19 protein-coding genes are annotated in these 13,666 nt (G+C 49.8%); 1 reads left to right on the plus strand and 18 read right to left on the minus strand.

Features of this window, described 5'->3' with window-relative positions:
- Nucleotides 1-56: 56 nt before the first annotated feature.
- On the plus strand, nt 57-260 hold the full coding sequence (locus tag C1A11_RS05775) for a helix-turn-helix domain-containing protein (protein WP_102049551.1): 204 nt from the start codon (nt 57-59) through the stop codon (nt 258-260).
- Between the two features lie 37 nt (nt 261-297).
- Here C1A11_RS05775 and C1A11_RS05780 read toward each other — a convergent pair whose 3' ends face one another.
- The 18 genes from C1A11_RS05780 to C1A11_RS05865 form a co-directional block, all read right to left on the minus strand.
- The gene (locus C1A11_RS05780) at nt 298-759 is read right to left on the minus strand and encodes a phage holin family protein (RefSeq protein ID WP_102049552.1); all 462 of its coding nucleotides are present in this window, start codon (nt 757-759) and stop codon (nt 298-300) included.
- Nucleotides 760-763: 4 nt separating this feature from the next.
- Nucleotides 764-1,540, minus strand: a complete 777-nt coding sequence (locus C1A11_RS05785) for a glycoside hydrolase family 25 protein (protein ID WP_102049553.1) — start codon at nt 1,538-1,540, stop codon at nt 764-766.
- A 5-nt stretch (nt 1,541-1,545) separates the two neighbouring features.
- Nucleotides 1,546-1,674, minus strand: a complete 129-nt coding sequence (locus tag C1A11_RS13680; RefSeq protein ID WP_145995723.1) for an XkdX family protein — start codon at nt 1,672-1,674, stop codon at nt 1,546-1,548.
- Nucleotides 1,667-2,008, minus strand: a complete 342-nt coding sequence (locus C1A11_RS05790; RefSeq protein ID WP_102049554.1) for a hypothetical protein — start codon at nt 2,006-2,008, stop codon at nt 1,667-1,669. The genes C1A11_RS13680 and C1A11_RS05790 overlap by 8 nt, the downstream gene beginning before the upstream one ends.
- A gap of 10 nt (nt 2,009-2,018) precedes the next feature.
- Entirely contained in the window at nt 2,019-3,575 is a 1,557-nt protein-coding gene (locus C1A11_RS13685; protein WP_145995724.1) for a hypothetical protein, read from the minus strand.
- A gap of 10 nt (nt 3,576-3,585) precedes the next feature.
- Nucleotides 3,586-5,367, minus strand: coding sequence for a phage tail spike protein (locus tag C1A11_RS05805; RefSeq protein WP_102049556.1), 1,782 nt, complete (start codon nt 5,365-5,367; stop codon nt 3,586-3,588).
- On the minus strand, nt 5,364-6,068 hold the full coding sequence (locus C1A11_RS05810) for a hypothetical protein (RefSeq protein ID WP_102049557.1): 705 nt from the start codon (nt 6,066-6,068) through the stop codon (nt 5,364-5,366). Before C1A11_RS05810 ends, C1A11_RS05805 begins: the two co-directional genes overlap by 4 nt.
- Nucleotides 6,065-8,014 (minus strand): phage tail tape measure protein, encoded by a 1,950-nt coding sequence (locus C1A11_RS05815; protein ID WP_102049558.1) that lies wholly within the window; start codon nt 8,012-8,014, stop codon nt 6,065-6,067. Before C1A11_RS05815 ends, C1A11_RS05810 begins: the two co-directional genes overlap by 4 nt.
- Nucleotides 8,015-8,053: 39 nt before the next feature.
- Nucleotides 8,054-8,272 carry a hypothetical protein gene (locus C1A11_RS05820; RefSeq protein WP_102049559.1) on the minus strand — a complete coding sequence of 73 codons (219 nt, stop codon included), beginning with the start codon at nt 8,270-8,272 and terminating at the stop codon, nt 8,054-8,056.
- Nucleotides 8,273-8,343: 71 nt separating this feature from the next.
- Nucleotides 8,344-8,631, minus strand: coding sequence for a hypothetical protein (locus tag C1A11_RS05825; protein ID WP_102049560.1), 288 nt, complete (start codon nt 8,629-8,631; stop codon nt 8,344-8,346).
- 12 nt (nt 8,632-8,643) lie between these two features.
- Nucleotides 8,644-9,201 (minus strand): hypothetical protein, encoded by a 558-nt coding sequence (locus C1A11_RS05830; protein WP_102049561.1) that lies wholly within the window; start codon nt 9,199-9,201, stop codon nt 8,644-8,646.
- Nucleotides 9,202-9,207: 6 nt separating this feature from the next.
- Nucleotides 9,208-9,516, minus strand: coding sequence for a hypothetical protein (locus tag C1A11_RS05835; protein WP_102049562.1), 309 nt, complete (start codon nt 9,514-9,516; stop codon nt 9,208-9,210).
- Complete coding sequence (locus tag C1A11_RS05840) at nt 9,503-9,898, minus strand: hypothetical protein (protein WP_102049563.1); 396 nt, start codon at nt 9,896-9,898, stop codon at nt 9,503-9,505. The genes C1A11_RS05835 and C1A11_RS05840 overlap by 14 nt, the downstream gene beginning before the upstream one ends.
- Nucleotides 9,895-10,224, minus strand: a complete 330-nt coding sequence (locus tag C1A11_RS05845; protein WP_102049564.1) for a head-tail adaptor protein — start codon at nt 10,222-10,224, stop codon at nt 9,895-9,897. The genes C1A11_RS05840 and C1A11_RS05845 overlap by 4 nt, the downstream gene beginning before the upstream one ends.
- Nucleotides 10,202-10,519, minus strand: coding sequence for a hypothetical protein (locus C1A11_RS05850; RefSeq protein WP_102049565.1), 318 nt, complete (start codon nt 10,517-10,519; stop codon nt 10,202-10,204). Before C1A11_RS05850 ends, C1A11_RS05845 begins: the two co-directional genes overlap by 23 nt.
- Before the next feature lie 20 nt (nt 10,520-10,539).
- Nucleotides 10,540-11,769, minus strand: a complete 1,230-nt coding sequence (locus C1A11_RS05855; RefSeq protein WP_102049566.1) for a phage major capsid protein — start codon at nt 11,767-11,769, stop codon at nt 10,540-10,542.
- Between the two features lie 5 nt (nt 11,770-11,774).
- Nucleotides 11,775-12,521 carry a head maturation protease, ClpP-related gene (locus C1A11_RS05860; RefSeq protein ID WP_102049567.1) on the minus strand — a complete coding sequence of 249 codons (747 nt, stop codon included), beginning with the start codon at nt 12,519-12,521 and terminating at the stop codon, nt 11,775-11,777.
- Nucleotides 12,514-13,659, minus strand: coding sequence for a phage portal protein (locus C1A11_RS05865; protein ID WP_102049568.1), 1,146 nt, complete (start codon nt 13,657-13,659; stop codon nt 12,514-12,516). Before C1A11_RS05865 ends, C1A11_RS05860 begins: the two co-directional genes overlap by 8 nt.
- Nucleotides 13,660-13,666: the final 7 nt, after the last annotated feature.

The following is a 13,666-nucleotide window of genomic DNA, read 5'->3' on the forward strand; positions in this document are numbered from 1 at the left end:
AAAAAATACGCTTTTAGTGGTAATATGAATATATCAATCAAGTGAGGTGGTAAGCAATGATAAAGTTTACTGTTAAAGTCATGCTGGCAAAACGTGAGATGACGCAAAAAGAGTTATCGGAACGCACAGGCGTGCGCCCGCCCACAGTATCAGCGATTTGCACCGGCTCGGCAAAGCACATCCCGGTTGATGTTTTGAACAAGTTTTGTAGTGTGCTGCAATGTCAGCCAGCAGACTTGATGGAATATATTGAAGAATAGAAAAAGCCCCCGGCCAATCAAGGTCGGGGGCTTTCATTTAAGATTTTGTTTCGCTGATTTTCGCGGTATCTTCTGCTTTTTGCTTTACCCATTTAACCAGTGGCATAAGGAACGGAACTTCTACTCCCAAGTCTGCGATATTTTCAATGATGGAAATAAGTTCGTTTACAAGAATCCAAATACAAACAATACAGGCGATAGCAAACTTGAACGGCACAGCCCAACCCATTGTCTGAGTAAGGTATGCCAAAAGGGTATCGAGTAAGAAACCAACCAATATTAGCAGCCACATTCCAATCTTTTTAGCAATGCCGCTAATGCCCTTTTTGCTGGTTCGCTGCTCTCCGCGGTAGGGAGCTGCCAGCAAAGCAGTGACATAGTCAATGATGTTTGCGCCAACAAGCAAATAAACAGGAATTGCGAGTGCACCAAGGAACGAGGTAAGCCCTGTGAAAAAGAAAATCACCATGGTTTTGATTTTGCCGATTACGTTCTCCATGATATTATACCTCCGTTTTGTTTACGCTGATGTTACCCAGTCGAGCGGCCTGTTCAGAGAGCAGAGCAAACAGGCTGGCGGCATCGCCGCCGGTGCACGGGCTGGTCGAAATGACAAAGTGGGGCGCGGGTACTGCGGGCTGTGCCGGGGCTTGTACCTCTTCAGCAAAGCCGTTCAGTTTCGCGCCCTTGATCAGTGCAGGGTAGTCGTTATAAGCAAAGTTGCAATCGACATACCCAGAAACGCCCGATACTCTGCCTCGGCTGGTGTGCTGCCACATACCATGCTTAATGCTGGGCCGGGTGCCGCTATAGTCTGCAATCCAGAGGTCAAAGGCGGCAAGTCGGCTCATGTTCAGCTCGGTCTGCTGGTAATATGTATAGGTGTAAATCATCGCATAGCAGCCCCAGCTTTCAATTGCCTTTGCAGCTTTTATAACCAGATCGGTCAATGCATCCGCAGAAAGCGGTTTGAGTAAGTTTTCCTCAACATCAACGACAACCGGATATTCAAACTGCTTGCCTGCGATTGCTTTACGCACCATGGCCAGCTCTGCATCCACCTGCGCCGGGGTCTGTGCATAGGTGTAATAGTAAACGCCTACCGGGATGCCAAGGCGCTTGCACTCTGCATAGTTGCGCTCAAACTGCGGGTCGATGTAGATGCCGTGTTTGTTGGTGGATACAGCACGAATCATAACAAACTCCGCTGCCCCAGATGCTTTCACCTGGTCGAAATTAACTACACCCTGATGCTTGGAAACATCAATACCTTTTTTCATTTGTTTTACTTCCTTTCTACTCCGCCGATGATTTCATCGGCTTGTTGCTGTGTAATAAAGCGCGGCACATAGCTCTGCACTTTTTCGGCTGTGATGTTGCCGATGGTAAACTGAATTTTAATAAAATCAAACACTGGGCGGCACCTCCATCAACGTGAGCATAGCGGCCTCAAGGGCAGCAATGCGGTCACTATCGTTAGGCGCAGGCTGCAGCACAGCGATATCTGCTGCCAGCTCTTCCGCGCTGCGTTCTGTAGGCTTGCCTTTTACTAATTTGTAGCGGTATGCGCCTTGTTCCGTCATAAGCGGCAGCGGCAGGTAATTGCCTTGCGCATGGTGAAAACGGTCTCCGGTGCCTTCGTCGATTTTAGTCCATCCGATCACCGACTCTTCTAAAAATGCATCCGAATTGATGGCCGTGATGCGGCCGGAACTGTCTGCTTTAACATACACGATATAACTGTTCATTTTAGCCTCCTCACAAATCGGCAGATAATTCGAAGTTCAACCCGCCTGCCGCGTGTCCTGCGCATGTCGGAAGGTTGGCATACCCAACAGTGGTGGACGTGGTTTCAATGCTGCAGCCTGTGAAATCTGTTACTGTGGCTGCACCATACGGAGCAAAATACTTAATGACGGGTGTTGGGGCGATGCGCATATTGATTTCACGGGATACGGTGAAGAGGTTGCCTGACGTACGCACAGCACTCGCAAACATCATTCTGAAATACATCTGACATTCAGCAAGCTCAGCACTAAATGTTTTAGGCACAAACGGAGTAGCAACTTCGCCCTCTTCAAGCTTTGCCCAATATAAAGTAGAACCTTTTTTACTAAAGTCAATCAACACTGCGTCTAGCCCGCTCGGAATGTAGAACTGAATATAACCAAAGGGTGTTTCTTTTCTGACGGGCTGTGTTCCGATAGTGCCGGATACTGTAAATATGCCGTCCGCTGTTGCGACTGTTAGAGTTCGAGTCTTGCCGGTACTGTTCGTGGTCAGAATTTGATAAATGTGGCTTGTTAGATTGGCATTTTTAGTCAGTACGATGCCTTGCGCAGTAATGGTCAGCTGATTGTAAGCAATAGCCCATCTGTCAATAGTGTACCCTGCCGCTGAATATGTTGTTTTCCCTCTTTGATTGATAGGGAAAATAAAACTGGCATTATCGAGTAAGTTGCGATTGGGAATTGATGCTTGTTTTGCGCTTTCAGCGGCTGCTGCAGCACTTTCAGCTGCGGCTGTTGCACTTGCGCCTGCGGTGCTTGCAGATGCAGCTGCATTTGTTTCGCTTGTCTTTGCGGCCTTGGCACTTGCGTCCGCTGCCGTTGCTTTTGTGGTGGCTGTGCTTGCTGATGCAGCTGCATTCGTTTCGCTTGTCTTTGCGGCATTGGCACTCGTGTCCGCTGCTGTTGCTTTTGTGGCGGCTGTGCTTGCGGATGCAGCCGCGTTCGTTTCGCTTGTCTTTGCAGCCTTGGCGCTTGCATCCGCTGCTCCTGCACTGTTATTAGCATCCACTGCCTTATTGGAAGCATTTGTTGCAGATTGTGCTGCCGCTGTAGCAGCTTTTTCTGCGGCATCTCGGTATCCCAATGTTTGCGCAATCTGCGCGGTTAGCACGTTGTAGTAGTCGCTTGCAACTACATTCTGGTCGCTGCACGGATCTTCCTCTATTTCAATCGGGATGTTCCATGTGCCGATGCGGTAACCGGATGCAGTGTAGATTTGCAAGCACAGCGTGCCGCTGCCGGGGAGCGTCAGCATTGCTTCAGCAAGTTCAACGGTCACTTCGTTTTCGCTTACTTGAAAAGCGCTGTGCGTTTTTTTACCGTCAATTTCTGTGATGGTGTCATACCATCCGCAGCCGCTAGGGGCAACATATCGCAGCGTGAACACAGCACCTTCTGGCAGCTGGAATTCCGTGCTGTTGTCCCATAATTCCAACTTGAAAAATCTGCTGTACCGATCATTTTGTTTTGCTTTTAGCGGGGTCAAGATTGACTGCCGCTGTAAATCAAGTTTGATTGTTTGCATTTAATCCCTCCTAATACGGTACGGCTGGAACCATATAGTTCTGGCCCCCGATATTCATTGGATACCACTTCGGTGCATAGCCTTTATCTCCTAAAAACAAAGCTCCAGCCAGTGAAATATTTTTAGCAGATACGCTGCCGCAAGATATGTTACCGTTGTAACTTCCATCTGACTTTTTCCCAAGTGAAATATAATTAGAAGTGATTATGGACATTTCACCATTGTCTGGAATTACAGTGCCATCCTTGTTCGTATCTCCGCTAACAATGCGGATTACTCCTTGATCAGCGGAACTTATAAACATCGAAATTCTGTGTTTAGTGTTATTTGCCGCCCTAAATGTAACACCAGTTGCGGTGGCATCTAAGGTTCTTTCGCCGCTTTCTACTTCGCTGTGTAGGTGGTCTACAATTAGATTAATAATTTTAACTAGATTCGCATTAATTGTGCCCGCCGTGATAAAGTCGGCCACAATAGCACCGTCCTGCGTCATAGCTAAACTATAAGGCCCAGCATATCCGTTTTTGGAATACCCAAGACCGCCGGAGTTCCACCGCCAAACCTTTTGAGCGGTTTCGATATTCGGTGTGTCCATAATAAGAATTTCGTAAGGCTGACCATCTGCATCCTTGCACATCACGACATATCCACCGTTTGCTCCGGTAATCCACCCGGTCGCGCGGTCAACCGCAGCCTGTAAAAAGCTTGTGCTGGTCTTTTCTGCCACCGTTTGGTTGGTGCTTGCGATTGTTCCGGCCAATGTGGATTTTGCGTCACCAATCTCGATGTGGTCATATCGGTCAAGCAGCACATTGTAAACTGTGGAAATGACCTTAGCCTTTGCGGATACTCCGAGCTTTTCAAATAAAACGGTGACGGTATCGCAGAGGCGCACACGTTCCAGCGGAGCTATGTCTTTGTAGTCCTCTGTCTGCCAGAGGGCAACGAAAGAAACATCAAGGCTAACTGTTGGCACGCCGATGCCACTTTTTGAGATGTAGGCTTGCGCTTTTGCACGAAGCTCTTCGACTGTCGGCTTTTCCTCAAACTCTCCGGAAAGGTCAAGCGGTACCGTGCGCGGGTAAGGAAAGTTTGCAGCATTTTCAGCGGAAAGCACCTTCTCTGGCAGTGTTACGGTGATGCCATCGGTACCAGCCCAATAAGGGCAAACACCTGTAATTGTGCTTGAGATGTTTTCTTCCTGCGTGAGGTCAGTAATGTTTTTTCCATAGCGGAGCGTGACACCATTATCAGCCCCACGCGCTGTGTGAAGTTTAACGGTATAGCCGTCCCACTCATATTCACCGCCGTAGGTATCGAGGATAGACCCCTCTACACCGCCAAGCCGGGAGCGAATACTTGCAGGAATAACTTGCGAGTAATTGCCCGCCGTGGTCACGTCCGTCCAAAACTCAAACGGACACGCTTCTGCCGCGTAGGTTTTAAAGCCCGCCAGCGCCAGACCTGCAGAACCAGCCGAGAAAGGCATGCAGGGGATATGTGACAGCTGATAGCTAATGTGCTGCGCGTAGACCGTAACAATGCCATTCAAAGGCTTTGTGATTTTGTAGATTCGGAATGGCTGCCGGGTGCGTCCGTCACCCGGCACCGCGACAATAATGCTTGAAAGCGCAATCTCGGCATAATGCAAGCCGGTAATGGGGTACTGCATTTCCAGCTCGAACATGCCGTTGCGCTCTTCGGTTACGATACAAGAAACGGCATCAGCCAAAGCGCCGATGCCGTTCGTATCAAATTTAGTTGTGTTTGCCGCGAAAAGTAAAGGTGTCATACAATCCACCACCTCGGTTTGATTTCAATTTTGGTAATGCCACCGGAGAAACTGATGCCGGTACCGCCGGGCGGCAGTTCCGGAAAGTTCGGCGCATAAACATTGCCGTTGCAATTTGTGATGCCTTTAAATGCATCTTGCAGTTCACAGTCAAGGTCTACATATTCGTCGATGCTTTTGATTTGCACCACGATATTTCCGACGGTAAGCGTGCCAGACGAAGTACCGTATATGCGAATTAGGGGGAGCGCAGCAAATGCAGTAGGATTGTAGATTTTTCCGGCGGCGGACATAGTGACTATGGTTTCACCATCGCACAGATACCGCTGTGGTTTGCAATCAAATGCAATCGTGAATTCTGCAGCTTTCAGCACATACGATTCAATATCCAGTGGGCCGATAAACCGAGCCATGCGAAAGAACGCAGGATTGAAGTTGTCCTGCAGGCGACGATAACCGGGCTTGTTTAGTAGCCATGCCTTGAGTTCATCGGTGCGCTGTAAAGCATTTTCACCAACAAATGCCGGATACTGTATCGGACGGTTTTTATACCTGTTGTTTGAAATCACCAAATCACCATTTTTACCGGGAATTGATATGGCCTCTGCATCAATTTCGGGGCTATTCAAAATTCCACCGCTGCTGATATAAAGACCTAAGTCTGCGCTTGAGCGCCCGTCTAAGAAAAAGATGCCTTTCAAGCAAATACCATCTCCCTTCGCTGGATTTCATTCTGCAGCTCATCCGCAGTAGCTTTTGCGGTTGCTTTGGGGTCGCCAAGGTTTTGACCGTAAACGGTTACATTGATATCTCCGAAAGAAGCACCCGCTGCCTTTATCTGCTTTTGGCTGTTGGTAAGCGGGGTAACACGTGCAGCGCCGCCGATGAGCGTGATCAACTCCGGGCCTGCTTCACCTACAATCGCGGAACCTTGGTTAAATGTGCCGCCTTTTGCAAGAAAAGGAATAGACGGAATGGACGGCAAGTTGGGGTGCCAAGACCCACCGCCGAGCCATTTCGGCATTGTAAAGCCCATGCTGTTGAAACCACGGATTAGCGAGTTTACCGCAGAAATTGCCATATTGAGCAGCCCGATGATGCCATTAATCGGTGCTTTGGCGATGGCATCCAGACTGCCGAAGATGCCGCCGAAAATCTCCGTGATTCCTTTCCATGCGCGTTCCCAATCTCCGGTAAACACACCGCGCACGAAATCAATGACACCGTTAAAAATAAGCATCACGCCGTCCCAAATGCCTTTGAACATCGTGAAAAATGTGTTGAGCAACCCGCCCAGCACCGGGCCGAAGATGTTCGTCCAATCTGTGACGAATATATTTTGCATGAAAGCGTCCACCGATTGCAGTACCGCTTGGATCTGGTCTCCGCCAAAAGCGACAGTGCCCACCAGAAGTGCAATTGCAGCAATCAGCAGTACAATCGGGTTGGCACACAAAAATGAAATAGCTCCGGCTATCGCTGAAATAATTCCGGCGACAGGGGAGATAGCTGCAATCATCAGTAGAATGGTAATAATTAAGCTTTTTGTGGAGCTATCCAGCCCACCGAACCATTTAATCATACTTGTCACTTGCTGGATAATGGGTGTGAGCATAGGTAAAAGAGACTGCCCGAATTCTGCCGCTGCTTCTTTGACACTTTCACTCATAACACGGGTACTGTTTGCGGCTCCATCGGACGTGCGGGCGAAATCGCCTTGAGCGTTTTTTGTGGCATCCATGACATAAGCATAGCGCAGCTGCACCTTCTCCGCTTCTGTCATGTCCTTGGTCACTTTTCCAAATCCGTTTGCCATAGCGAAAGTGTCGAGGTTCGCTTGGGTCATCACGATGCCCATGCCCTTGAGGCTCTCGGTTTCGCCTGTGAAAATGCCCTTTAAAGCGTTCTGCGCAGTATCAATACGCACGTTTTTGAACGATGCAAGGTCTCCGGCCAACCCTACAAGGCTGGTACTCATATCCGCAGCCTCGCCTTGTGGCAATTTCATACTGGTAGCCATATCGCCAAACAAAGAAGCCATATCCAGCGCGGTACCTTTTGCAATGCCGTAAGTGTCGAGCGTGGTCTCTGCGAATTTCTCCACGACATCGGCGCTGCTGCCGAAAGCGACCTCTACTTTGTTTTGGCTCTCTGCCACGTCCGATGCCGCATTAAATGCAGCAATTCCCATGCCACCGATGGCAAGTGTAGCCGGGGCCATAGCAGAGGAGACTTTCCCGGCTGATTGCGAAATACCATCTGCCACTCCACCAATTTTGGCAAGAGCAACATTACTGTTTTTTGCCTGTGATTCGAGTTTTTTGAGGTTTCCTTCAGTCAAAACAATTTCACGCTGCAGGGCTCGGTACTGTTCTGCATGGTCTTTCTTAAACTGCTCGCTGCACTGAGCATCGGCCTGCTTAAGCGTTTGTAACTTGTTCTTTGTTTCGGTTACGCTGCTGGCAAGCAAATCGTGCTTTTGCCGTAGCAAATCCGTATTGGTGGGGTCAAGCTTGAGCGCGCGGTTGACTTCCCGCAGCTCAGACTGTAGGCTTGCAGCCTGACTGTTGACACCTTTTAAAGCTTTATCCAATGACTGTGTATCGCCGCCGATTACTACTTTTATGCCTTTTATTCTTTCGTTCATATCCTCACCACCTTAAATGCAGAAAAAAGCAAGCCCTCGTTATTGGGCTTGCTTTTCTGCTGTTTTTGCGTTGAACTGTTTTCGCAATGCGCCACGATCTGGCTCTGTTTGCTCAAACAGCCAGCAACGCTCTAAATAGTTTCTCCCGTCCTCGCTCTTGTTTAATTCTGCGATTGCAGCATCCCGGCGATACAGCAGCCATTCATCAATGGGCAGCTCTTCCTGTGCGGTAATGTCAATGCCGGTGTATTGGTACACCAGATGCTCATAAATCAGCTCGGCTGTGTAGTACAGCTTCGGCCCACCGCTGCTGGGGCAGGACGGGAGTTTTAGTTTGGGCGGGAGAGTTCCTTTTCGATGAAAGCACCGTAGCCTTTAAAAAACTGCCGGATTTGCTGCAAGTCCAGCTCATCGGCGCAGATTTTGATGCTGGCTTTATTGCGGCTCAGAATAGCAGATGCTGTGTCGTACAGCACATCAATACTTTCCTGTGTGATGTCTTCCTCCTGCGAAAGCTGTGACACCAGAATCATCTGGCTAAGCTGCTTTTTGGCAGGCAGCCCCACCATAATGAGTTTGCCGTCCGGCATTTTGTAGCTGTAAAAGCAATTTCCCATGTTGTCCTCCTGTTACACCGAAACGGTCGGCGCGGTCTCTTCCATAATAATAAGCGTGCCTTCGCCATCGCAAGGCTCTGCGGTGAACTCCGGCTCAAGCAATGTGCCTTCTTCCATCGCGTAAGCGAGCGAAAGGCCTGCGGTGTTGGTGCCGACAATGGTAATGCGCAAATCACCCAACTCTTTGTCGGGGTGTACGAATCGCACCACATAGCGCAGCCCGTCATCATTGCTGATGCCGCCGATTTTGATTGTGGTTTTGTTACCGACTGTCGCTTTGCGACCGGTGGCCACGAGCTGCGGCAACTTTTTCACAGACCAGGCAATAAATCCGCATTTGAGGGTCGCTTCCTCGCTTGTCGTAATGGTGCGGGAAACATGACCCATATCGTCCTTAATGGTCTTTTTCTCCGGCTTGTACACGATGGTAGCGCCTTTCTGTACATATCCGAAAAGATTGTCTGCCGTTTCAATGGTCTCATCGGCGGGAATAGATCCTTTGTACTCCGCGATGTAAATATATCCGCTGCCAAGCGGAATTTTTACATCAGCAGTTCTGTTGTCTGCCATTTTGATTTACCTTCTTTCTTTAAAACTGAGGTCGAATATTTCCATAAAGCAGCTTTCTTTCGGTAGCCACTGCTTGTCACTGGAATAACCCGGGTCGAGCTTTTCCAGCAATTCGAGCAGCTTTGCATTCGGTTCGCCGTCGGCACTGTACCGCTCCACGGTAAGGTCGTGCTGAATCAAATCGCGGCGAAAATCTGAGCCGATGCCCTCGGCGCTATCCAGAAATGCAATAAAAGGGTAATCATGCGCATCGACAAATGCAGTGTCCGCCACATCTTCGCCCGCTGCCGAGAGGTACAGTTTAACGTCCAGCATTTTTGATTGCCTCCTTTGCCAGTTCTTCCATGCGCTCCTGCGCCAGCTTCTCGCCGTAAATGATATGCGGAAATGCGTCAGTGCGACCGCCTTGATGCAGAGCGTGGCCTTTTTCTAGCAGGTGCGTTAACCGATGTTGCCCATTTGCTACACACCATGTGCGCTCGCGCCGATAGTGCGAGTCATAGGTCTTTTTAATGCGAAATGATTTTACATACTTTTTGGTGTGCTGCTTGAATGTAATGTGGTCTTTGATTTCTTCGTTGGCTTCTTTGGCCACGCGTTCAACGCTTTCTTTAATGCCCTCGGTCACGTCGTTCGAATATTGTTCGAGCTCTTTCATCAACGCGGCAGCAAGGTTGTCCGGGGTTACTTCTTTCATGGAATCGCCCCGATTCTTTTAAGCGTCAGCACCATGCAGGGCGGGTTGGTATCTCGTACAGGCTGCAGTTGCTCAATTTTGTAGCGTTCGCTGCCAATCACGACATTGTCGTGCGGGTCAATCCCGGTACGGTAGGGAATATGAACAACGCGGCTGATTTCTGTACTGGCGGTGCGCGCTGCGTAAAAGCGTTTAAAGCTAACGGTGCGCTCACCAAAACGAATGCCCGCGGCCTTTTGCGGACCTGGCTTGTTGGCCAAGGTTTCAAACACCGAAAGCCGTCCATCGTTAAAGGTCACAAAATCAGTAGGTACTTTGATTTTCAACTGGTACCACCACCTGACTGAGAAAATTGAGCGAAACCAATTCGCTTGAAAAGTTCTTTTCAAACATTTCGAGCGCCTGTGCATTGGCATACCGGCAACGGGCCATCAACAAATCGCGCGGCAACCCCGGCGCTATAAAATCAAGCGGAGCGCCTGCAACTACCTGCAGACGCTCCATTGCTGATTTTATGTAACCGTTGACGCGCTTTTTTGTGGCATCATCGTCGTTAGCCACCAGCTCTTCCATTACATCACGCAGCAGCTCTTCCAGCTGCTCTTGTGTAGGTTCTGCCATGGTGAGCCCTCCTTACTTGGCTATGCCTGCGCTTTGGTGGTCACAACGCCTTTGACTTCCTCAACGATTGCAGAAGTGGCGACTGTGCCTTTAACGGATACCGGCAGCGCGGCTTCCTTGAGGTTGGTGATGTCAGCAATCACGAAAGCATTTTCGTCGAGCGGTCTGCCGTTGCCGTACATTTTGGTCAGATAGACGCGCTCATCATCGAGGAAACGAACGCTGTCGTCATACTCAATTTTGCCACCGATACCGCCTTTGCCTACACCCATGAAATAACGAGATGCAAGACCGAAAATAGCTTTGTTTGTGGGGACGTTGATATCCTGCACAATCTTGGTGGGGTACGGCATGACGTTGTTGCGGTAGGTGCCATCCGGCAGCAGCAGAGTAGTGGCAGGCATGATTTTTTCAAAGTAGTCCACCGGGTTCACCACCATCAGCAATTCCGGCACAACGCGGGTACGGCCGTTCGGGCCAGTAGCGATGGTCTTTGCAATGCCGCCGATGGTTTTCGGAGTGATTTCGGTAAGTGTGATTGCTTCTTTGTCGGGATAGACACCACTCTGCACGTTAGCGGTTGCGGAAACATCTTTGAGCATGCCAATCGGCTGGTCCTTACCGGTACCGGCCACCACTGCTTTACAGAGAGCACCGCCGAGGGCTTCGGTCAAAACTGCACGCACATATGCGTCAATCCATGCCGGGCCAGCGTCCAGCATGTCTTTGCTGACAGGCATAAACGCAGTCAGCTTGTTGGTGGTGATGTCGATTTTGCCGATAGCACCTTCCAGCTCTTCGGTGATTTTACTGCCAAGCGCGCCCCACATAGCGAGCTGAACGCCTTTTTTGTTGATCAGCATCTTGGTGACTGCTGCGGTGTTTTGTACATTGATTGCGCCGAGCAAGGGGAACGCGGTAGAGACATCATCCAGCACTGCGTCAATGACGGTTTCCGGCATGTCGTTTTCAAGACCGGTAAAAGCCTGCTTGATATCTCCGGTGCGTACTGCCTGCATCATGGCGGTGTAGAATCCCTCTTCGGCGCTGGTCAGCTGGCGCACGCCGCGCTTTGCCATAATCTGCTGGTCGCCGGTGCGCTGGAATGCTTTGAAATCGGCCACCACTTCCTGCTGAATGCCCATGGCAAAATCAGCGAGTGCTTCGGTCAGCTCTTCGGCATTCTGGGAAGCGAGCGCGGTGTTGAGTTTTTCTTTGAGTTCGTTTTTTACTACATCTTTGCTTCTCATATTCGTTACTCCTTTTTGGTGGCGAACGCTGCCATCAGCTGTTCTGCGATGGTTTTGTTCTGTGTAAATTCTTGTGGCACACTTTGTGCCGGTGCGGGTTTTCCTCTTCCAGTGGCGAGCGCCTGCGCTTTTGCGGCATCCAGCCGCTGCTGTGCAATATCTTCCACGGACTCTTTTGCCGCGATGCGGTCCGCAAGGCCATACTTAACGCAGGTCTCGGCATCCAGCCAGCTCTCTGCATCAAGCAGGGTAGTGAGCGTGGCTTCGTCCAGTTTGTCGCCAGCTTTTTCGAGATACGCTTTACAACTTGCGGTGTCGATGACTTCAAGGTCATCCGCTGCCTTGCGCAATTCTTTCGGGTTGCCACAGGCACACATCCAAGCGTGATGAATCATCATCAGCGTATTGCTGCCCATAACGACATCATCGCCCACCATGGCAATGACGCTTGCCGCGCTGCAGGCGAAGCCGTCCACATACACGGTTTTGTGCGCGCTATGCCGTTTGAGCTGATTGTAAATGGCCATCGCTTCTGATACATCCCCGCCGTAGGAATTGATGAAGAGATTGATTTGTGAAACGTTTCCGGCCGCATCGAGAATATTTTTCATGTGCTTTGCCGAAGTGTCGCTCTCAATCACTTCACCCGTCCACCAGTCGCGCCCGTCGGCCGCGATGTCGTCATACAGATAGATGTCCAGCGTTTCCGCTGCCTGCTTTGCCACCCACATGGTTTTTACCGGTTTACTCATTTTGTGTTTCACCTCCTTCAAGGTCTGCCAGATTTTTCGTCAGCCAGTGCTTTTTGCTCCACCATGTGTTCAATGGCACAGCGCCGACCAATTCACGGATTTCATCAATGCAGAAAATGCCGTCTGCAATGAGCTTGTCTGCCTTTTCTGCGATGCTGAATATGTCGATGTGCTTGATGCACATGGTGTTGATTTTAAGGCACGAGCCAGCGAGAACGCTCTTCTTGCCGTAATATTTGCGATTCACTTCGGTGACGATGATATCAACAATATGGTCGATGCAGAACGTGAGGAATTCGTCCACCACGCTATCCACATTTGCAATGTTGCCCAGCAGCAGCGAGGGGTTGATTTTAAATGCCTGCGCCACGCGGGTGAATGCTTCTTCTGTGATTTTGGCGATGTCACCAACCTCGCTTGTACTTTTCTTGCTGCCCTCACCGGTGATTTCTTCATATTCCACGCCTTTTGGCAGCACCACTAATGCGTTTTCATCGCTGTAGTAGGATTTAAAGCGTCTACCATAAAGGTCGTCAAGGGCTTTCTGCCACTTCTCATCTTTCGTGGGAATGGTGTCTGTTTTCACTACACCCTTGCGTCCACCAGCGCGTTTGTACTTGCCGACGGCCAAAGTCAGCAGGTCGGCATATCCGGCCATTACACCGGACAGCAGAGCGCGAATGTCCTTGTTTGCGTATGTAAAGTAAAGGACCTCATCAGCGGAAAAGCTGCGCAGAAATGTAAAATCTTTGCGCGTGACGTTGCTGAACTTGTCCGGAAAAAGCGCATATTCGTCATGCGTGAAGCTGTCTGCAATTATGAGCTGACCGTTCATTTCCACGACAAGACACTCGTTGTAATAGAGCATCTTTGCGACGACCTCATGCCAAAACTGGTTTGAGTTCTGATTTTTGTTCGGCTCTACGTTGAAGGTGTAATAGTCATCGCCTTTTACTTGCTTGCCTTTCAGCATGGTGCGAAATTCGCACTTTGCAATGGTACCGGCAATCAAATTGATTGCCATCTGAATTGCAAAATCTTCGACCGCCAGCTGGTATCGCGCCGACTCTAACTTTTGGTTGACGTTGATCGTTTCTGCACTGGTAAAGATATTGCGCAGCATCTCAACAAGTTTCACTGATTCG

Source organism: Pygmaiobacter massiliensis, from assembly GCF_900199435.1.
In the GTDB taxonomy this organism is placed as follows: domain Bacteria; phylum Bacillota; class Clostridia; order Oscillospirales; family Ruminococcaceae; genus Pygmaiobacter; species Pygmaiobacter massiliensis.